The 19,868-nt window shown below is 66.3% G+C and carries 18 protein-coding genes; 5 read left to right on the top strand and 13 right to left on the bottom strand.

Annotation, left to right across the window (positions count from 1 at the left end; genetic code table 11):
- The first annotated feature begins 14 nt into the window (after positions 1-14).
- From DBY63_RS11370 to DBY63_RS11360, 3 genes are all read left to right on the top strand, one after another.
- Positions 15-434, top strand: a complete 420-nt coding sequence (locus tag DBY63_RS11370) for a DUF4440 domain-containing protein (RefSeq protein WP_007162146.1) — start codon at positions 15-17, stop codon at positions 432-434.
- 143 nt (positions 435-577) lie between these two features.
- Positions 578-1,603, top strand: coding sequence for a TerC family protein (locus DBY63_RS11365; protein WP_108581964.1), 1,026 nt, complete (start codon positions 578-580; stop codon positions 1,601-1,603).
- Positions 1,604-1,619: 16 nt separating this feature from the next.
- Positions 1,620-1,907 carry a hypothetical protein gene (locus tag DBY63_RS11360; RefSeq protein WP_108581963.1) on the top strand — a complete coding sequence of 96 codons (288 nt, stop codon included), beginning with the start codon at positions 1,620-1,622 and terminating at the stop codon, positions 1,905-1,907.
- Positions 1,908-2,173: 266 nt separating this feature from the next.
- Here the strand turns inward: DBY63_RS11360 and DBY63_RS11355 are convergent, their stop codons facing one another.
- Positions 2,174-2,647 (bottom strand): GreA/GreB family elongation factor, encoded by a 474-nt coding sequence (locus DBY63_RS11355; RefSeq protein WP_042137814.1) that lies wholly within the window; start codon positions 2,645-2,647, stop codon positions 2,174-2,176.
- 141 nt (positions 2,648-2,788) lie between these two features.
- On the opposite strand from DBY63_RS11355, the gene DBY63_RS11350 reads away from it, so the two are divergent.
- Positions 2,789-3,622 (top strand): DUF1206 domain-containing protein, encoded by an 834-nt coding sequence (locus tag DBY63_RS11350; protein ID WP_007162142.1) that lies wholly within the window; start codon positions 2,789-2,791, stop codon positions 3,620-3,622.
- On the opposite strand, the gene DBY63_RS11345 is transcribed toward DBY63_RS11350, so the two are convergent.
- From DBY63_RS11345 to DBY63_RS11330, 4 genes are all read right to left on the bottom strand, one after another.
- Positions 3,619-4,344, bottom strand: a complete 726-nt coding sequence (locus DBY63_RS11345) for a Mut7-C RNAse domain-containing protein (protein ID WP_108581962.1) — start codon at positions 4,342-4,344, stop codon at positions 3,619-3,621. The genes DBY63_RS11350 and DBY63_RS11345 overlap by 4 nt on opposite strands.
- Positions 4,345-4,401: 57 nt before the next feature.
- A complete protein-coding gene (gene hrpA / locus DBY63_RS11340) occupies positions 4,402-8,427 on the bottom strand; it encodes an ATP-dependent RNA helicase HrpA (protein ID WP_108581961.1) in 4,026 nt (1,341 codons plus the stop codon).
- A gap of 128 nt (positions 8,428-8,555) precedes the next feature.
- The gene (locus DBY63_RS11335) at positions 8,556-9,335 is read right to left on the bottom strand and encodes an SGNH/GDSL hydrolase family protein (RefSeq protein WP_007162139.1); all 780 of its coding nucleotides are present in this window, start codon (positions 9,333-9,335) and stop codon (positions 8,556-8,558) included.
- A 152-nt stretch (positions 9,336-9,487) separates the two neighbouring features.
- Positions 9,488-11,167, bottom strand: a complete 1,680-nt coding sequence (locus DBY63_RS11330; RefSeq protein WP_077173258.1) for a long-chain fatty acid--CoA ligase — start codon at positions 11,165-11,167, stop codon at positions 9,488-9,490.
- Positions 11,168-11,426: 259 nt separating this feature from the next.
- Here DBY63_RS11330 and DBY63_RS11325 point away from each other — a divergent pair, with 259 nt between their 5' ends.
- Positions 11,427-11,897, top strand: coding sequence for a MaoC family dehydratase (locus DBY63_RS11325; protein ID WP_007162137.1), 471 nt, complete (start codon positions 11,427-11,429; stop codon positions 11,895-11,897).
- Between the two features lie 15 nt (positions 11,898-11,912).
- Here the strand turns inward: DBY63_RS11325 and DBY63_RS11320 are convergent, their stop codons facing one another.
- From DBY63_RS11320 to DBY63_RS11285, 8 genes are all read right to left on the bottom strand, one after another.
- Positions 11,913-12,488: a DUF1349 domain-containing protein gene (locus DBY63_RS11320; RefSeq protein ID WP_108581960.1), complete on the bottom strand. Its 576-nt coding sequence runs from the start codon at positions 12,486-12,488 to the stop codon at positions 11,913-11,915.
- A gap of 53 nt (positions 12,489-12,541) precedes the next feature.
- Positions 12,542-13,612: a chemotaxis response regulator protein-glutamate methylesterase gene (locus tag DBY63_RS11315; protein WP_027597648.1), complete on the bottom strand. Its 1,071-nt coding sequence runs from the start codon at positions 13,610-13,612 to the stop codon at positions 12,542-12,544.
- Complete coding sequence (locus DBY63_RS11310) at positions 13,609-14,094, bottom strand: chemotaxis protein CheD (RefSeq protein WP_231501051.1); 486 nt, start codon at positions 14,092-14,094, stop codon at positions 13,609-13,611. The genes DBY63_RS11315 and DBY63_RS11310 overlap by 4 nt, the downstream gene beginning before the upstream one ends.
- 26 nt (positions 14,095-14,120) lie before the next feature.
- A complete protein-coding gene (locus DBY63_RS11305) occupies positions 14,121-14,924 on the bottom strand; it encodes a protein-glutamate O-methyltransferase CheR (RefSeq protein WP_027597646.1) in 804 nt (267 codons plus the stop codon).
- Between the two features lie 10 nt (positions 14,925-14,934).
- Complete coding sequence (locus DBY63_RS11300; RefSeq protein WP_027601273.1) at positions 14,935-15,405, bottom strand: chemotaxis protein CheW; 471 nt, start codon at positions 15,403-15,405, stop codon at positions 14,935-14,937.
- Positions 15,405-17,060, bottom strand: coding sequence for a methyl-accepting chemotaxis protein (locus DBY63_RS11295; protein ID WP_042137831.1), 1,656 nt, complete (start codon positions 17,058-17,060; stop codon positions 15,405-15,407). The genes DBY63_RS11300 and DBY63_RS11295 overlap by 1 nt, the downstream gene beginning before the upstream one ends.
- Before the next feature lie 82 nt (positions 17,061-17,142).
- The gene (locus DBY63_RS11290; RefSeq protein WP_027597644.1) at positions 17,143-17,646 is read right to left on the bottom strand and encodes a chemotaxis protein CheW; all 504 of its coding nucleotides are present in this window, start codon (positions 17,644-17,646) and stop codon (positions 17,143-17,145) included.
- Between the two features lie 7 nt (positions 17,647-17,653).
- On the bottom strand, positions 17,654-19,828 hold the full coding sequence (locus tag DBY63_RS11285) for a methyl-accepting chemotaxis protein (protein ID WP_108581959.1): 2,175 nt from the start codon (positions 19,826-19,828) through the stop codon (positions 17,654-17,656).
- Positions 19,829-19,868 lie beyond the last annotated feature (40 nt).

The raw sequence follows: 19,868 nt of genomic DNA, 5'->3' as shown, positions 1-19,868 counted from the left end.
CCGAGGATTCCGTCATGTCGATCGCCGCTCCTGCCCGCTCCAACGAAGAGATCGCCTGCCTGGCCGGCGCCAAAGCCGCGCTGTACACCTGGGCCGCGACCGTTGCCACCCGCGACGTGGAGGCCATCCTTGCGCTCTATGCCGCGGACGCCATCCTGGTGCCCACGCTCTCCAACGAGGTACGCGACAACGAGGAAAGCCGCCGCGAATACTTCCGCAACTTCCTCGCCAACGACGGGCTGGTGTGCGACGTCCAGATCTTCAAGAAAAGGGTCAGCAGCAAGCTCGGCACCGTGGTGGTTGGCGGGCTCTATGTCTTCCACTATCGGGAAGGCGAGCAGGCCATCAGCGTGCCCGCGCGCTTCCTCTTCACCTTCGAGCAGATCGACGGCCGCTGGCTGATCACCGGCCACCACTCCTCCCGAGAAGCCTGAGCTAGAGCGGTTGCATTTTGTAAAACTGCAATCCTTGCCGAATGTGCGCGAGTTCGAAATCCTGTTCTGGTGACCCGGGCCCCTCTGACGGCGTGTGCCGCCATGTCGAGTCATAGTCTTGAAACTTGACTAAGGAGGGGCTCATGAACGCCCTGCATGCATTCTTCTTCGCCGACTTCCTCGGCACCGCCACCTGGATGTGGCTGACCTTCTTCGCCGTCGTCATCGCCCTGCTGGCCTTCGACCTGGGTGTGCTCCACAAGGAGAACAAGCCCATCGAGGTCAAGGAAAGCCTGCTGCTGTCCGCCGGCTACATCAGTGCGGGTCTGCTGTTCGCCCTCTTCGTCTGGCAGCTCAAGGGCGCCGACGCCAGTCTCGACTACGTCACCGGCTTCCTGATCGAGAAGTCGCTGTCCATGGACAACGTCTTCCTGATGGCGGTGATCTTCGGCTTCTTCGCCATCCCACGCGAGTACCAGCACCGGGTGCTGTTCTGGGGCATCCTCGGGGTGATCGTGCTGCGCGCCATCATGATCGGCCTGGGCGCGGCCCTCATCCACCAGTTCGACTGGATCCTCTATATCTTCGGCGCCTTCCTGGTGATCACCGGGGTCAAGATGCTGTTCGCCAAGGTGGATGAAGAGCCCAACCTCGACGACAACGTCTTCATTAAATTCCTGCGCAAGAAAATGCGGGTGACCGATGAGCTGCATGGCGATCATTTCTTCGTGCGCCAGCCCGATGCCAGTGGCAAGGCGGTGCTCTGGGCGACCCCGATGTTCCTGGCGCTGATCGTGATCGAGTGCGCCGACCTGGTGTTCGCGGTGGACAGCGTGCCGGCGATCTTCGCCATCACCCAGGACCCCTTCATCGTCTACACCTCCAACGTCTTCGCCATCCTGGGCCTGCGCGCGCTGTACTTCGCCCTGGCGGCGATGATTCATCGCTTCGCCTACCTCAAGTACGCCCTGGCGCTGGTGCTGGTGTTCATCGGCTGCAAGATCTTCCTGGTGGGCATCATCGGCAAGATTCCGCCGGCGATCTCCCTGAGCGTGACCCTGGGCCTGCTGGCCGGTGGCGTGCTGGTCTCGCTGTACAAGACCCGCGGCGAAGCCAAGCACAGCGCCGCCGGTCCTGAGCCGCGCGATTCGCTGAAGCGGCCTTCATGACAAGGAGCGGACGAACATGAGCACCAAAGCCATCCTCGGACTTGCCGGCATCCTTCTGCTGCTCGGCCTCGGCGGCTGCGACAGCGCCGAGAAGGCAGCGGACAGCTTCGCCACCAAGGTGGAAGAAGCCGCCCGCGAACAGGCCCGGGAAACCCTGGGCGGGACTCTCGACGAGCTGAACAGGAAGGTCGACGAGGCCCAGCAGCAGAGCCGCGCCTGGCTGGATCAGCACCGGCCGAAGCAGGACAAGGAAGAGGCCGCACCGCCCAGGGCCAACCGGCCGGTGGAAGGGGTGGAGACCTGAGAGAGGGGTCCGTAGGCGCGGCCCATGGCCGCGACTACCGTCAACGGCGTCTCATGGCGCCGTAGCGCGGAAAACGGCGTAGCCTTTTCCACTGGGGCTTCGTGGAAGGGCACCCTCACCCCAACCCTCTCCCGAGGGGAGAGGGAGCTATCCGAGCGGGCATTCATCTCCATTGGCACCGGCAAGCCTGCGATCCGCCGTCATTGCCCAGTCCATGGGAGCGGACCAAGGCCACGACGGAGATAGGACATTACCTCCGCCCTACGCTAATACACCGCCAGAATCTCCTGCCGGTGCACCTTGCCTTCCACGGTCACCGCCACCTCGTCGCCCTCCTCCCGCCCGAGCAATGCCTGACCGAGGGGCGCGCGCGGGGAGATCACCAGCACCTCCTGACCATCCAGCCTGACCTTGAGTCCCGCCGCATCCGGGCCGAGGAACAGCCAGCGGCTGGCCGTGGCGGTAGTGAGTTCGATCAGGGCGCCGACGCGGACACCGTCGCTCATGGTCATGGGAGTCAGCGCGCGGTAGGCGGCCAGGGCCAGCTCGATCTCGTGCAGACGGCGGCGTTGGCCATCGGCCAGGTAGGCCGCTTCCAGACCGCGGGTGTCGTACTTGTTCTCGGCCTTGCTTTCGCTGTGGGTGGCCGCTTCATGGCTGGCCGCCAATTGCTGGCTGATGACCTCGCGGTCGGCTTCCAGCGCCTGGAGAATGAGGGTGAGCAGTCGAGCTTTGTCCATGAAACTGTCGCCGAGGCAAAGGGTGCGAGCCTAAGGCCTAACGCCGCGTCCCGCCAGCATCCCCGGTGCGCCTGTCCGCCCGCCAGAACCCGTACGCGGGCCGCCGGTCAGTACAAGGCAGGATGTAACCGGACATAACAGATGCGCACCCGTACCGGACTCACTCTCCTGGCCCGCGGCGGCTATGCCGCCCGCGGTCTCGTCTATCTCATCATCGGCGTGCTGGCGCTGCTGGCCGCACGCGGCTCCGGCCAGCCGGCGGACAGCCATGACAGCCTCGAAGCCCTGCTCGCCCAGCCCTTCGGCCACTTCCTGGTCGGCCTGGTGGTGGTCGGCCTGGTCGCCTTCGCGGCCTGGCGCATCCTCCAGGCCATCCGCGATGTGGATGACCATGGCAGCAAGCCCAAGGGCCTGGTGATCCGCGCCGGCCTGCTGGTGGGTGGCATCACCTATGGCGCCCTGGCCTTCTTCGCCCTCGGCCTGCTGGTCAGTGGTCTGCGCCAGGGCGGTGGCTCGGGTGGGGAAACCAACGACCTACTGCAGACGCTCCTCGGTTGGCGCTATTCCAACCTGCTGGTGTACGTCGCCGCGCTGATTCCGCTGGGCGTGGGCCTCGCCCATTTCGTGAAGGGCTGGAAGGCCAGCTTCGAGCGTTATCTCGAAGCCAGTCCGGAGCAGCTGCGATTGATCCGGCCCGTCGGTCGCTTCGGCCTTATCGCTCGGGGCGTGGCCTTCGTCGAGATCGCCGTCCTGCTGGTGGTCAGCGGTTCGCGCTACCAGGCGCTGCATCCGCCGGGCATGAAGGACGCCCTGAACGGCCTGCAGAATCTGCCCTTTGGCGGACTGGTGCTGTCCGTGGTCGGCCTCGGCCTGATCGCCTTCGCCTGCTACAGCTTCGCGGAAGCCTGGTGGCGGCGCATCGAGATGGACCTGCCGGACGTGGGTGGCTCGCTGCGCCAGGTATTGCCGCGCTAGACCTGTGCCAGGCGTTCGCGCATGGCGCGCCAGTGGCTGCCTTCCCAGAACAGCTTGTCGCAATGCGGACAGTGCAGGAAATGCCGGTGGCGTTCCCGCACGCGCGGAGGCAGGCGGTCGGCGACCTCCGCCAGGCTGACCGCCTGCAGACTCGAGTTGCAGGCCAGACAGCGTGAAAAGGGCAATGCCCAGGGACGCAGACCCAGGCGCTGGTAGAGCTCCTGCAGCTGCGCCTCCGGACGCAGGGCATGCACATAGCAGCCATGCAGCACCTGCCGTCGCTTGAGCAATTCACGATCCCGGGTGAGCAGGATACGTTTTTCGCGCCGGGCGAGATCGGCCAGGGCCGGATCGGCATAGGCGTTGTCGTACAGGGTATCGAAGCCCGCCATGCGCAGACGCCGCGCCAGCGCGCCGAGGTGTGCATCGGCGACGAAGCGCGGACGTCCTGCCCCTGGATGACCAGGCGCGGATTCGCCTGAGCTCTCGGCCTGTGCCGGATGAACGATGACCTCATCGCCGTCGTCCAGTCGCTGCGTCAGCGCAGCCGCCTCGCCGTTGATCAGCAGCAGACCCACCTCGGTATGGGGCACACCGAGGGCTTCGATCTGATGCTTGACGCTCGCCACCGCGGCGCATTCGACCCGGATCACCCGGCCGCGACGGGTCGGGGCCAGAAAGCGTTCGAGGGCGCCATGGAAGCGAAAGCTGGCCTGGGTCATGGACTCACTATGCCAGCGGTCGACCCGGGCCTGGGAGGGTTCCGATGGATGACCGCGCTAGGCCTCCACCAGACTCCACTGCTTGTTCAGTCGCTTGTCCGACACCGGCATCCGTGTGCCCAGCTGCTGGGCCCAGAGCGACACCCGATACTCTTCCAGCATCCAGCGATAGAGCTCCAGATTGGCGTCGCGCTTGCCCTCCTGGCCATGCTTGGCGGCGCGGGCGCGATACTGTTCCCAGAGTCCGGCCAGTTCGCCGCTCCAAACGCGATCACGCTGCACCTGACTGCCGAGCTTGTCGAAGCGCTGCTCGATGGCCTTCAGATAGCGCGGATACTCCTTGAGCCATTCCAGAGGCGTATCCCGGACGAAACCGGGATAGACCAGGCTGGCCAGTTGCGCCTTGATGTCGTTCAAGGCGACCGCCTGGGCCAGGTCGATGCGACCCTTAAATTTCTTCTGCAGGCCATGCCAGAGCTTGAGGATCTCCAGGGTCAGGCGCGCGATCCGTTCGGCCTGCTCGGTCCAGCCGCCCTTGCGCCGCTCGGCCAGTGAAGCCAGGCCTGCGCCATCGCGGGGCAGCTCGGCGTCGTCGGCAAGGATGGCGGCGTCCAGGCTGGCCAGCAGGATGTCTTCCACCAGGGCTTCCGGCCGACCCAGTTCGCGGTGCAGCAGGCCCAGTTCGGTGAGGCCGGGCAGCTTGCCGCGCAGGAACTTGGCCTGCTCCGCCAGTTGCTGCAGCAGCAGTCGCTGCAGGGCGCGGCGATGCTGGTAGCGCGCTTCGGCCTGGGTGGCGAAGCGGCCTTCGCGCACCGTGCCCTGCTCGTCCACCAGCGCCGGATAGACCGTCATGGAAAGGCCGGCCACCTGCTGCTGGGTCTTGGCCGCCACCTCGGCGAAGGCCTTGGCCTCCACCGGGCGCTGCTCCTGGCGTTTCTGCGTCGGCAGGGCCAGAGCCGCCTGGCTCTCCTGGGCGAAGCGCGCCGTCACCTCGGCCAGGTCGCGGCCTTCGCCCAGCGGCTTGCCCTGGGCATCGACGACTTCCAGGTTCATACGCAGATGGGGATCGAGACCCGCCTCGGCTTCCGGCCAGGCCTCGTCGGGAATACGGGCGCCGGTCATGCGCTGCAATTCGCGCCCCAGGGCCTCGTGCAGCGAGCCCTCGCCGAAGGGGATCTTGTCCAGCGCCGCCCGGACGAAATCCGGTACCGGGACGAAATTCTTGCGCAGCGCCTTGGGCAGGTTGCGCACCAGGGCCACGCAGCGGTCGTAGAGCAATCCCGGCACCAGCCAGTCAAGCCGCTGCGGCGGCAGCTGCGGCAACAGCGGCGCCGGCACTCGCAGGGTGACGCCATCGCGCGGATGGGTCGGGTCGAATTCGTAGGACAGCGGCAGAATCAGCTCGCCCAGGCGCAGGGTGTCCGGATACTGGGCAGCGGTCACCTCGCTGGCTTCGCGGGCGAGGACGTCTTCCTCGCGCATGATCAGCAGATCGGGCTGCCTGGCGCTCTCGCGGCGGTACCAGCTGTCGAAGGTGGCGGTCTGGTAGACGTCCGCCGGCAGACGCGCAGCATAGTAGTCGAACAGCGTTTCCTCATCGGCGAGGATATCGCGGCGGCGGGCCTTGGCTTCCAGTTCGTCCAGCCGCTCCAGCAGCGCCCGGTTGGCGGCCAGGCACTTGGCCCGGCTGTTGATCTCGCCGCGTACCAGGCCTTCGCGGATGAACAGCTCGCGGGCGGCAGGCGGATCTATGGGGCCGAAGTGCACCGGGCGGCGGCCGACCACGATCAGGCCATAGAGGGTGACCTGCTCATAGGCCACCACCTGGCCGCGCTTCTTCTCCCAGTGGGGCTCCAGGTGCGTCTTCTTGACCAGGTGGCCCGCCACCGGCTCGATCCAGTCCGGTTCGATCTTGGCCACCATACGGGCGAACAGCTTGGTGGTCTCCACCAGCTCCGCGGCCATGATCCAGTTGGGTTTCTTGCGGCCGATGACGCTGCCGGGATGGATCCAGAAGCGCCGCTGGCGCGCGCCCAGGTAGTCGCCGTCCTCGCTCTTCTGGCCGATCTGGCTGAGCAGGCCGGCGAGAATGGCCTTGTGCAGCGCCGCATAGCCGCGGGCGCGTACCGCCGCCTCGCTGGCTTCGGCCTGTTGCTGGGCCTTGGCGTTGACGTGCTTGTCGGTGGTCGGCGCAGGTCGGTTGCCGACTTCCGCCGGTGCCGGCGCCGGACTGTCGGCCTTGCGCGCCTGGAGCCCCAGTTCGCGGCACAGCAGGGTCAGCTGGCGATGGGCATCGCGCCACTCGCGCAGCCGCAGGTAGTTGAGGAAGTGCTTGCGGCACCAGCTGCGCAGGGCGTTGGAGCCCAGCGCCTGGCGCTGCTCTTCGAAACCGTGCCAGAGATTGACCAGGGCGGCGAAGTCGGAATCCGGGTCCTTCCACTGGGCATGGGCCTGATCGGCCTGGGTCTGGCGGTCCGCCGGGCGCTCGCGCGGGTCCTGCACCGACAGGGCGCTGGTGACGATCAGCACCTCGGCGAGGCTGCCCTGCTCGGTCGCTTCGAGCAGCATGCGGCCCAGGCGCGGATCGACGGGCAGGCGCGCCAGTTGCCGCCCCAGGGGCAGCAGGCGCCCCTCGACGTCCACCGCCGAGAGTTCCTGCAACAGGGTGAAGCCGTCCTTGATCGCCTTGCCATCCGGCGGCTCGATGAAGGGGAAGTCTTCGATGCGACCCAGGCGCAGATGCAGCATCTGCAGGATCACCGCCGCCAGGTTGGTGCGCAGGATCTCCGGATCGGTAAAGGTCGGTCGACCGAGGAAATCCTCTTCGCTGTAGAGGCGGATGCAGATGCCCGGCTCGACCCGGCCGCAGCGGCCCTTGCGCTGGTTGGCACTGGCCTGGGAGATGGCTTCGATGGGCAGGCGCTGGACCTTGGCTCTATAGCTGTAGCGACTGATGCGCGCGGTGCCGCTGTCGATCACGTAGCGGATGCCCGGCACGGTCAGCGAGGTCTCGGCGACGTTGGTGGCCAGCACGATCTTGCGCCCCGGACGCGGCTGGAAGATCTTCTGCTGCTCGGCCGGCGTCAGGCGCGCATAGAGCGGCAGCACCTCGGTGAATTTCAGCTGGGCCTTGCGCAGGACCTCGGCGCAGTCGCGGATCTCGCGCTCGCCGGGCAGGAACACCAGGACATCGCCCGGACGCTGACCGACGCTGCGCTCGTGCGCCTCGATCTCGTCCAGCGCCTGGAGGATGCCCTGGTCTACCGAAAGGTCGTCCACCAGCCGTTCGCCGTCTTCGTCCACCTCGGCGCTGAGCGGGCGGTACCAGGTCTCCACCGGATAGGTCCGCCCGGAAACCTCGACGATGGGCGCGCCGTCGAAGTGCCGGGAGAAGCGCTCCAGGTCGATGGTGGCCGAGGTGATGATCAGCTTGAGATCGGGGCGACGCGGCAGCAGGGTCTTGAGAAAGCCCAGCAGGAAGTCGATGTTGAGACTGCGCTCGTGGGCCTCGTCGACGATGATGGTGTCGTAGCGTTCGAGAAAGCGGTCGTGCTGGGTCTCGGCCAGCAGGATGCCGTCGGTCATCAGCTTGATCAGGGTGGCATCGGTGCTCTGATCCTCGAACCGCACCTGATAGCCGACCAGTTCGCCCAGCGGCGAACCCAGTTCCTCCGCCACCCGGGCGCCCACGCTGCGCGCCGCCAGCCGGCGCGGCTGGGTGTGGCCGATCAGCCCCTGCACACCCCTGCCCAATTCCAGACAGATCTTGGGCAGCTGGGTGGTCTTGCCGGAACCGGTCTCACCGGCGATCACCACCACCTGGTGGCCGGCGATGGCGCGCTTGATCTCCTCGCGCTTGGCGGCGATCGGCAGGGCGTCGTCGTAACGGATGGTCGGCACGCTGGCACGCCGCGCCTCGACCTTGGCGCAGGACGCCTGGAAACGCTCCAGCCACTGGGCTTCGCGGGCCGGATCAGGCTGTTTCTGCAGGGCCTGGAGCTGGCGCCTCAGGCGATGGCGATCGGCGTTGAAGGCCTGATCCAGGTTGGCGGCGAGACGGGCAACGGAGGGGGTATCGGTCATGAAACTCTTTCGACGGCGGTCGCTTGGACCGGTAAGTGTAAAAGAGTTGGGGGGTGCGGCGGGGCTTTACAAGAACGGCGGGCGGAAAACCGCTGCGCGGCCGGACGGCGCGCAGCGGCGGAACGGACTCAGCGCTTGGCCTGGACGCTGGCTACGTTCAGCTTGGCCGGCGGCGTGCGTAGGGCCATGTCCAGCGACTGTAGGGCCTTCCAGGCGTCCTGTTGCAGATCGGCGGGATCGGCATGATCGAACTTGATCTTTTCGCCGGCGGCCGGCAGCGGCGGACGGGTGCCGTAGATCAGGGCATAGAAGACCGAGGCGGTCAGGTAGGTACCGGTAAAGGACGGGTGGCTGCCGTCGGGCAGGAACAGACCCGGTTGCGGCTGATCAGCCAGGGCCTTCTGCCAGGCCTGGCCCACCGGGGCCAGCAGCGCGCCGGTTTCCTTGGCCAGGGGGGTGTAGACGCTGTCCAGCTGCGCCTGCATGGTCGGGTTGTTCTGCCGGGCCCAGGTCAGGTAGAGGATCGGCTGGGCACCGTCCTTGCGCGCCAGGTCGGCGATCAGGCGCACGTACTGACGGGTCAGGTCCGGATTCTTCACCGGCATCATGCTGTGGTCCTGGATCACCACGTAGTCGTAGTTGGCCTTGGCCAGCTCGTCCTGCACGTCGTGGCGCTTCCAGTGTTCCTCGAGGCTGGCGCCGCTGAAGGTCACATGCTTGACGTCCAGCGGGCGCGACTGACCGGCGTCAACGGACATTTGACGGACCATCGCCGGCAGATCGTTGACGAAGGTGTAGCTGTTGCCCACGAACAGGACGCGGATGGGTTCACCGGCCTGGACCTGACCGAGCACGCTGGAGCCCAGCAGGAAGAGGCCCAGCACGGCCTGGCGTACGCTAATTCGCATGGTGTGTCCTCAAGGAAAGAGGTCGGAGAGGTGACGGCAAAATGCCGCCTGCGGTTTATACCCGAACCTCTTGCGAAAACCATGCTTGGAAACCGGTGGCACCGCTACCAGTCGACGAGAGGTAGCGGCGCGGGGGACATAGTGAAGTCCTGTTACGCCTTCTTGAGTTCGGCGTCACGCAGTTCGCGACGCAGGATCTTGCCGACGTTGGTGGTCGGCAGGCTGTCGCGGAACTCCACCAGCTTGGGTCGCTTGTAGCCGGTGACGTTGTCGTGCATGTGCTTGAGCACCTGCTCGGTGGTGAGGGACGCACCGGGCTTGGGCACCACGAACACCTTGATCTTCTCCCCCGCCACCTCGTCGGGGATACCGATGGCGGCGCACTGCAGCACCCCGGGCAACTGGGAGAGCACCTCTTCCAGCTCGTTGGGATAGACGTTGAAGCCGGACACCAGGATCATGTCCTTCTTGCGATCGACGATGCGCAGATAGCCATCCGGCTCGATCACGGCGATGTCGCCGGTGCGCAGCCAGCCTTCGGCGTCCAGCACCTCGGCGGTGGCCTCGGGACGCAGCCAGTAGCCCTTCATGACCTGGGGGCCCTTGACGCACAGTTCGCCGGGGGTATCGAAGCCCTGGGCCACGCCATCGGCGTCCACCACCTTGCAGTCGGTGCCCGGCACCGGCACGCCGATGGTACCCAGCCGGCGCCGCTCCAGCGGATTGAAGCTCACCACCGGACTGGTCTCGGTCATGCCATAGCCTTCGCAGATGCCGCAGCCGGTTACCTCTTCCCAGCGCAGGGCCACGGATTGCTGCAGCGCCATGCCACCGGAAAAGGTCACCTTGAGCTGGGAGAAATCCAGCTGGCGGAAATCCTCGTTGTTGCACAGGGCGGCGAACAGGGTGTTGAGGCCGACGAAGCCGTTGAAGCGCCACTGCCGCAGTTCCTTGACCAGCGCCGGCAGGTCGCGCGGATTGGTGATCAGGACGTTGTGGTTGCCCTGGATCAGCATGGCCATGCAGTGAATGGTGAAGGCATAGATGTGATAGAGCGGCAGCGGCGCGATCATCACCTGGGCGCCGCCGCCCAGGTACTTGGTCATCAGCACCTGGCACTGCAGCATGTTGGCCACCAGATTGCGGTGGGTCAGCATGGCGCCCTTGGCGATGCCAGTGGTGCCGCCGGTGTACTGCAGCACGGCGACGTCCTCGGCCGCCGGGTCGGCGTCGACGAAATCGACGTGCTCGCCCTTGGTCATGGCATCGACGAAGCGGATGGAATGGGGAATGCGATAGGCCGGCACCATCTTCTTGACGTGGCGGACCACGGCGTTGACCAGCAGGCGCTTGAAGGTCGGCAGCAGGTCGCCGACCTCGGTGATGATGACGTGCTGGATGTCGGTCTGCGGCAGCACCTGTTCGGCCAGGTGCGCCATGTTGGCCAGGCAGACCAGCGCCCGGGCGCCGGAATCCTTGAACTGGTGCTGCATCTCGCGGGCGGTGTACAGCGGGTTGGTGTTGACCACCACCAGGCCGGCGCGCATGGCGCCAAAGACCACCACCGGATACTGCAGCACATTGGGCATCTGCACGGCGATGCGATCGCCGGGTTGCAGGTCGGTATGCTTTTGCAGGTAGGCGGCGAACTGACCGGACAGCTCATAGAGTTCGCGGTAGCTCAGGGTACGACCCAGGTTGCTGAACGCCGGGCGCTCGGCGTAGGTCTGGCAGGCCTCGCGGAATACCGCCAGGACGTTGCGATAACGGTCCAGGTCTATGTCTGTCTGGATGCCCTCGGGATATTTGTCACTCCAGAAATTCGGCATCATGCAGCCCGCTCCCGCTCTATGGTTATTGTTCGTTGGAGTGCCGTGATCAGCGCTGAACCGGCCCTGCGAGCCTAGCAGCTTTGCCCTGCCCGCAACAGCATCAATATCCGCCCTTAACGTCACCTAATGACCAGATGGTCACTTATGGTCACCTTCTCTCGGGGCTTTTCCGGGCGTCGATTAGCCTCGGGCGGCGAGCCTGGGTAGAATGCCCGGCTTCGCGGCGTCCGCCGCCTTGTCACAGCTGCCGGAGCGCGTCATGAGCCTGACCGAAAACATCCCTTATGAAGCCCTCGAGATCGGCCAGAAGGTGACCGTGACCCGCACCATCGAGCAGCGCGATGTGCTGCTGTTCGCCGCCCTCTCCGGGGACTGCAACCCGCTGCACCTGGACGCCGAATTCGCCGCCAAGACGCTGTTTCGCGAGCCCATCGCCCACGGCATGCTCAGTGGCGCCCTGATCAGCGCCGCGGTGGCCTGCAACCTGCCGGGCCCGGGCACCCTCTATGTCGACCAGACCATGACGTTCGAAAAGCCGGTCAAGCTGGGCGATACCCTGACGGTGGAAATCGAGGTGCTGGAAAAGCTGCCGAAGTTTCGCGTGAACCTGGCCACCCGGGTGTTCAACCAGCACGGCGACAAGGTCGTCGACGGGGTCGCCAAGGTGGTTGCCCCGCGCAAGCCGGTGCAGGTGCAGCAGGTCGAACTGCCCCCCGTCACCGTCGGCTGAGTCGCCCTCCCCACCTCAACTCAGATCGGCCAGGCCTCGCTGCAGCGGGGCCTGCAGACTGAAATCGCTGAACGCCACCTCCATGCCACCCCGCTCCGGGGTGCCACAGACCGGGCCGACACGGTACTCGGCGGCGACGGGCAGGCTGGCCAGGCGCAGCAGCGGCCAGCGCTGACCGTCGAGCGAGGCCTGGACCCGCAGGGTGCCCTGGGTCAGGGTAACCCTCAACCACAGCTCTTCGCGCTCGCCCAGCGTTGCGCCCACGGCCAGATCCGAGCGTCCCAGGGTCAGGACGCTGAGCAATTGCGGGGTATCGTCGAAGTAGCCGATGCCGGCCCGCAGCCAGTACTGCTCGTCGATCCGCACCATCAAGCCGGCATGGTCGCCCTGGTTCTTGCAGCGCGCCGCCACCCGCAGCTGGGCGGTGAAGCCGCTGGTAACCCGGGCGCCGAAGAAGTGGCCGCTGTGGCGCTCGCCGCCGTCGTGGGTGTGGTTCCAGAAGTCACTGTGGCGATCGGTGATGACCCGCAGCCGCTCGGGCTCGGCCAGCCAGGTTTCAGGCTCGTTGATCCAGTGGCAGATGTCGAACATGGGGCTCTCCTCGCGTGCTCGCGCTTGGAGTCCCGCCTGCCCCGCAAGTTCGTCTAGACCCCACCTTTGAGGATGGCGGCGGCGATCTGGTTGAGGCCGATCTCCTGCTCCACCGCGCCGAGCTTCATGGCTTCCTTGGGCATGCCGTAGACCACGCAGCTGTCTTCGTCCTGGCCGAGGGTACGGCCACCGACGTCGCGCAACTCCTTGAGGCCACGGGCGCCGTCGTCGCCCATGCCGGTCATGATGATCCCCAGGGCATTGCTGCCGGCGGCCCGCGCCACCGAGCGGAACAGCACGTCCACCGAGGGGCGATGACGACTGACCGGCGGGCCGTCGACCACGTCCACCTGGTACTGGGCACCGCTGCGCTTGAGCAGCATGTGGCGACCACCCGGCGCGATCAGCACCCGTCCCGGCAGGACCCGATCGCCATGCCGCGCTTCGCGCACCTCCAGCTCGCAGAGGCGATCCAGGCGCTCGGCGAAGGCGGCGGTGAAGCGCTCGGGCATGTGCTGGACCACCACGATGCCGGGGCAGACCCGCGGCAGCGAGGTCAGCACCGCTTCCAGGGCCTGGGTGCCGCCGGTGGAGGTACCCAGGGCGACGATGCGCTCGGTAGTGCGCGCCATGGCCGGGCTGCCGCCGGACGGTAGGATGGCGTCGGCGCTGAGCTTGGGCGTCGGCACCACCGGCACGCCACGCGGCGCCAGGCGCTTGAGATTGGCCCGAGCGGCGGCCTTGACCGCGCTGGTGAGGTCGTCCGAGGCGTCCTTGAGGAATTGCTTGAGGTTGGCCTGGGGCTTGGTGACGATGCTGACCGCCCCGGCGGCCATGGCCTGCAGGGTGGTGGCGGCGCCCTTCTCGGTCAGGGTCGAGCAGATCACCACCGGGGTTGGGCGCTCGGCCATGATCTTCTTGAGAAAGGTGATGCCGTCCATGCGCGGCATCTCCACGTCCAGCACGATGACGTCGGGCCATTGCTTGCGCATCTTGTCCTGGGCGAACACCGGGTCGGCGGCGACCCCCAGCACCTCGATGGCCGGATCCTCCGCGAGACTCTGGGCGAGCACCTGCCGCACCACGGCGGAGTCGTCGACGATAAGGACCTTGATCTTGTTCATGGAGTAAGTCTCGTAAGCGGCGGAACATAGGGTAGCTCCACCTGTTGCATGAGCACCCGGCCGTCGACGAGGTCCAGGGACAGTTTGCGATGGCCGGCGCCGCGGACGTGGGTCCGCACCGTGTGGATACCGGCCTGGGCCAATTGCGCCAGCGCCGCCTCGACATTGACGTCGCCAATGTTGCGGACGCGCCCGCGCAGAAGCTGGGGAAACATGTTGCCACCCCCGTAGAGGTGCACCTGGTAGCCGGAGAGATCACCGCCGTGGCGGGCGATCGCCCCCAGCATCAATTGCAGGGATTCGTCGACATAGTGGCCGTCGGCGGGTGCGCCGGGAGCGGCGCGCTGACGCGTGGGCAGCAGCGCATGGGTCATGCCGCCGAGGCGTCGCTGCGGGTGCCAGAAGACAAAGGACACGCAGGAGCCCAGGATGGTCCGGATCCGCAAATCGCCCTGGCCGAAATACCAGTCGCCAGGACGCAAGAACAGTTCCGGCGCGGCTGCCATGGCTAGAGCGGACGTTGATAGATGGAAGGACTGACCATTTTCAGGGCGTCGGTCACCCCGTTGAGGCTCTCGGAATGGCTGACGAAGAAGTAGCCACCGGGTCGCAGGTGGCGAACCAGACGGGCCACCACCTGGCGCTTGGTGGGCACGTCGAAGTAGATCATCACGTTGCGCAGAAAGATGATGTCGAAGGTGCCCAGCTCCGGCAGCGAGTTGTTCAGATTGATCTGGCGAAAGGCGATCCGCGCGGTCAGCCGCGGATCCACCAGAAAGGTGCCGTCGTTCTCGCCCACGCCCTTGAAGCAATAGCGCCGCAACAGCGCCGGCGGGATGTTCTCGGCTTCGGCGAGCGGATACTGGGCGTTGCGTGCCTTGGCCAGCACCCGGGTGCTGAGGTCGGAGGCGACGATTTCCCAGGGGCGCTCGCCCAGCCCTTCGGCCAGGGTCATGGCCAGGGTATAGGGCTCCTCCCCCGAGGAGCAGGCGCCGCTCCACAGTCGCAGCGGCTGGCGTCTGTCCCAGTTCGGCAGCACCTGCTCGCGCAGGAAGTCGAAGTGCTTGGGCTCGCGGAAGAAGTAGGTCTCGTTGGTGGTCAAGAGATCGACCGCCATCTGGCATTCCGCCTGGTCACGCTGGATCAGCTGGAAATAGGCGTCGTAGCTGGGCGTGCCGCGCTGGCGCACGCGCTTGGCCAGGCGACCGCTCACCAGCGGGCGCTTGGCATCGGACATGCTGATGCCGGCGACCCGGAAGATGAAGCTGCGAAACTGACGGAATTCGCTGTCGGTCAGCGCGGGGAGTTCCATGGCCGGCGACTCAGGCAGCCGTCATGGCGGCGAGCTGGGCGAGATCGTCTGCGCCCAGGACCCGATCCATGTCGAGCAGGATGACGAAACCGGCACCCTGCTTGGCCATGCCGAGGATGAAGTCGGTGCGGATCGAGGCGCCGAAGCGCGGCGCCGGCTCGATGCCGTCGGCGGCGATCTCCAGCACCTCGCAGACCGCGTCCACCACGATGCCGAACACCTGGGGGCCACCGTCGACCTGGATTTCCAGCACCACGATGCAGCTGCGGCGGGAGGTCTCGGTCACCTCGTTGCGAAAGCGCACGCCGAGGTCCATGACCGGCACGGCGGCGCCGCGCAGGTTGATGACGCCACGGATCGCCGGCGGCAGCATGGGCACCGTGGTGACCGCGCCGTACTCGATGATCTCCCGCACGCAACTGGTGTTCACGCCGTAGAGATCACCGGCGAGCTGAAAGGTCAGAAACTGGCGCAATAGCATCAGGCTTGCTCCTCGAAACGGGCGAAACCGGCCGGCACGCTGCCACGGGGCGCACGCCGGGGTGAATCGATCAGTGCCGAAGCGCGCTCGGCCAGGCTCGGACCCGAGTGCTTGGCACCGGGACGGGTGACCTGCTGGGCCACCGGCGAACCGCTCAGGGTGAAGTATTCCATCATCTGCTGGAGCTGCTCGGCCTGGCCGCTCATCTCTTCCGCGGTGGCGGCCAGCTCTTCGGACGCCGAGGCGTTCTGCTGGGTGATCTGGCTGAGCTGCAGCATGGCGCCATTGATCTGCTCGACCCCGGCGCTCTGCTCTTCGGAGGCGGCGGTGATTTCCTGCACCAGGTCGGAGGTCTTGTTGATGGAAGGCACCATCTCGCTCAGCAGGGATCCGGCGCGCTCGGCCAGGGCAACGCTGCTCTTGGCCACGGTGCCGATTTCCTGGGCGGCGACCTGACTGCGCTCGGCCAGCTTGCGCACCTCGGCGGCCACTACGGCGAAGCCCTTGCCGTGCTCGCCGGCACGGGCGGCCTCGATGGCGGCGTTGAGCGCCAGCAGGTTGGTCTGGTAGGCGATGTCGTCGACGATGCCGATCTTGTCGGCGATGGTCTTCATGGCCACCAGGGTCTCGCGCACGGCCTGGCCGCCCTCGTCCGCTTCCCGCGCGGCCTTGCCGGCCATGCCGTCGGTGACCTTGGCGTTCTCGGTGTTCTGGGCGATGGAGGCCGACATCTGCTCGATGCTGGCGCTGGTTTCCTCGACGGAGGCGGCCTGCTCGGTGCTGGCCTGGCTCATGCTCTGGGCGGTGGCCGAAACCTCTTCGGAGGCGCTGGCCAGGCCATCGGCCGAGCTGCGCACGTCACTGATGATCTGCGCCAGGGTGGTGGTCATGGTGCGCACGGCGGCCAGCATGCTGGTGGTATCGCCCTCGCGGGTCGTTACCTCGACGCTCAGGTCACCGCGGGCGACGCGCTGCACCACCTCGGCGGCATAGGCGGGTTCACCACCCAGCTGCCGGATCAGGCTGCGGGTGATCAGGTAGCCGAGCAGGATGGAGATCAGGACTGCCACCGTACCTATCACGATCATCAGATTGCGGGCATCCATGTAGGCGGCAGTAGCTTCTTCACCCGAGGAAACCATGCGTTGGGCCTGATGCTCATTCAGGGCATTGGCGGCAGCCACGAGTTCATTGTTGTTGGGCGCAAAGACGTTGAGCAGGAAGTCCCGGGCCTGGGCGCGATCCGTATCCAGGAGGCGGAAGAATTCAGCGTACTTGTCCTGCAGTCGCTGACGGCTTTCGACGATCGCATTCAGCTTGCGCTTGCCCTCATCGCTCTGCACGCGTCGGCCCAGGTCAGCCAGGATATCCGCGTTTTCCGCACGGACCCGCTTGATGTCGTCCAGGGTCTTGGCGCGCGCCTCGACCGTGTCCTGCAGCAGCAGGTTACGCATCAGCCGGCCGGAATCCAGGGTATTGCGCGACAGGGTATTGGCCAGCACGGTGAGTGGGAAGTTGCGCTGGGACATGGTGTCAGCCGCTTCTTTCATCTTCTCCATGTTCAGGATCGCGACGCCGATCGTCAGCAAGAGCATGAAGATGGCGGCACCGAAACCGATCGCCAGCTTGGTCGAGACGCGAAGAGTGTTCAGCATGGTGGAAGCGCCTCCGGCGCCGGTTACGACTGTTTCGTTTTAGAGGCGCCGGTTACCGTCGCCCGTGCAATGCGGGGATGTCTCAGCTGGCGGCCTGGGCCAGGCTCGCCAGTTCCTGCACATCCAGTACCTGGGCCACGTCGAGCAGGGTCAGAAAGCCGTCCTCGGACTTGACCATGCCGGCGATGAAGTGCGGCGCCAGGCGACTGCCAAAGGCCGGCGCCGGACGGATGTCCGCCGCGGCGATTTCCAGCACCTCGCTCACCGCATCCACCACCACGCCCAGCACCTGGGTGTCTTCGTCGGCGCACACTTCCAGGATGACGATGCAGGTCCGCGGGCCGACCCGGGTCGGTCGCCCGCCGAAGCGGGCTTCCAGATCGACCACCGGGACCACGGCGCCGCGCAGGTTGATCACCCCGCGAATGCAGGCCGGCATCAGCGGGACCTGGGTCAGCTGGCCGAACTCGATGATCTCGCGCACCGCGAGGGTATCCACCGCATAGGTTTCCCCATCGACCACGAAGGTCAGGTGCTGATGGCCGAGGTGTTCGTGGGCGATGTCGCCAAGGGTCAGGGCTGTCATGACGCCATTACTCCGGGAAGCGGACGTAACCGTCCGGCAGGCCGCCCGCGGCCATCTGCGGACGACGCGAGGTTGGCTGGGCCGTGCGGCTGGCGACCGGGCGCGTCTGCTCGATGGCACGCTCCAGGTCCTGGACCGCACGACCCTCGCCAGTGTGGAAGAAGCCCATCAGGCGCTGCAGCTGCTCGGCCTGACCGCTCATTTCTTCGGCGGTCGCGGCCAGCTCTTCCGAGGCCGAGGCGTTCTGTTGGGTGATCTGGTTGAGTTGCAGCATGGCGCTATTGATCTGAGTGACTCCGCTACTCTGTTCTTCGGACGCAGCGGCGATTTCCTGTACCAGATCGGAGGTCTTGCTGATGGACGGTACCATTTCGTCGAGCAGTGACCCGGCGCGCTCGGCCAGGGCCACGCTGCTCTTGGCCACGGTGCCGATTTCCTGGGCGGCGATCTGGCTGCGTTCGGCCAGCTTGCGCACCTCGGCGGCCACCACGGCGAAGCCCTTGCCATGCTCGCCGGCGCGGGCCGCCTCGATGGCGGCGTTGAGCGCCAGCAGGTTGGTCTGGTAGGCGATGTCGTCGACGATGCCAATCTTCTCGGCGATGGTCTTCATGGCCACCAGGGTCTCACCCACCGCTTCGCCGCCTTCGTTGGCCTCGCGCGCGGCCTTGCCGGCCATGCCATCGGTAACCTTGGCGTTCTCGGTGTTCTGGGCGATGGAGGCCGACATCTGCTCGACGCTGGCGCTGGTCTCCTCGACCGAGGCGGCCTGTTCGGTACTGGCCTGGCTCATGCTCTGGGCGGTGGCGGAGATCTCTTCCGAGGCACTGGCCAGGGCATCGGCGGACAGGCGCACGTCGCCGATGATCTGGTTCAGCTTGCCCACGGTGCCGTTGATCGACTCCTTGAGCTCCAGCAACTGGCCCTGGTAGTCACCGCGCACGGTGCGGCTCAGGTCGCCCTGGGCGAGCCCGGCCATGACGCCCATGGCTTCGTTGACCGGGGCGACGATGGCGTCGAGGGTGCCGTTGATGCCGGCGACGATGCGGCGGAAGTCGCCCTGGTGGGCACTGGCATCGGCACGGGTATCGAGGCGACCGGCCATGGCCGCCTGGCTCAGTTGATTGGCGTCTTCGACCAGGCGCTGGATGTTGCCGCGCACTTGTTCGAGGTTGTCGTTGATCACCGCCTTCTGGCCGGGGAAGCGCTCCAGCTGCACCGACAGATCGCCCTCGCCAAAGCTCTTGACGCAGGCCATGGCCTTGGCGGAATCGCTGAGGTGCCCGGCGACCATGCCGTTGACCCCTTCGGCCATGTTGCGATAGGCGCCCTGGAAGCGCTCGGCCGGGATGCGCACCACGGTTTCACCGCGGTCGTGGGCCGCCGACATGCTGCTCATTTCGCCGATCAGGCCGCGCAGGGTGGTGACCATGTTCTGCATGGCCGCCATCAGGCTGGTCTTGTCGTCGCCGCGCAGCTTGATGTCATCGGGCAGATCACCGGCGGCCACACGGCCGGCCAGGGTCGCCACCGCGGCCGGCTCACCGCCCAGCTGACGCAGCAGGTTGCGGGTGATGAAGAAGCCCAGCAGGGCCACAGCCAGCAGGGTCGCCAGGGCGATGGACAGGGCCAGCCAGGTGGCTTCGACCTTGGTCTTCTGGGCGACCTGCACGCCCTGCTGCGCGAGGCTCTCGTTGTAGCCGACGTGCTCGTCGAGGGCCTTGTTGATGGCCAGCATCACGTCGGTGCGGCTGCGCATCAGGGCCTGGGCGTCTTCGTTGCGATTCTGCCGCGACAGGGCGATGACTTGGTCGCCGAGGTTGAACAGCGCCGTGAAGGCGGCGCGATCGGCGGCCAGCAGGCCACGGTCGCGGTCATCCGAGACCAGCGTCTCGTACTTGGCGAGACTCTGGCCAATGCGTTCCTTGGCCGCGGCCAGGTCCTGCTCGGCAGTGGTCATGGCTTCGCTGCTGGTCGACAGTACGTGGCGATAGATGCCCACCACGTAGTCGGAGCGGCTGTCATTGACCTCGCCGAGTGCCTTGAGGCTGGGAACGGTATTGTCATTGCCGTAGTTGGCCGCCTGGAACACCTGGTCGATTTCGTATTGCCCGGTGCCGGCCAGTACCAGGATGCCCAGTAACGCGGACAGCACCAGCAGCAGCATTTTCTTGATGACGGTCATGTCGATGGTCTCAAAAAGGCCACCCGCAGGTGGCCGTAGG

The organism is Pseudomonas sp. RIT411 (genome assembly GCF_003057735.2).
Classification (GTDB): domain Bacteria; phylum Pseudomonadota; class Gammaproteobacteria; order Pseudomonadales; family Pseudomonadaceae; genus Chryseomonas; species Chryseomonas oryzihabitans.
Note: the sequence above shows the minus strand (reverse complement) of the source record. Positions and strands in the feature narration are given on the sequence as shown.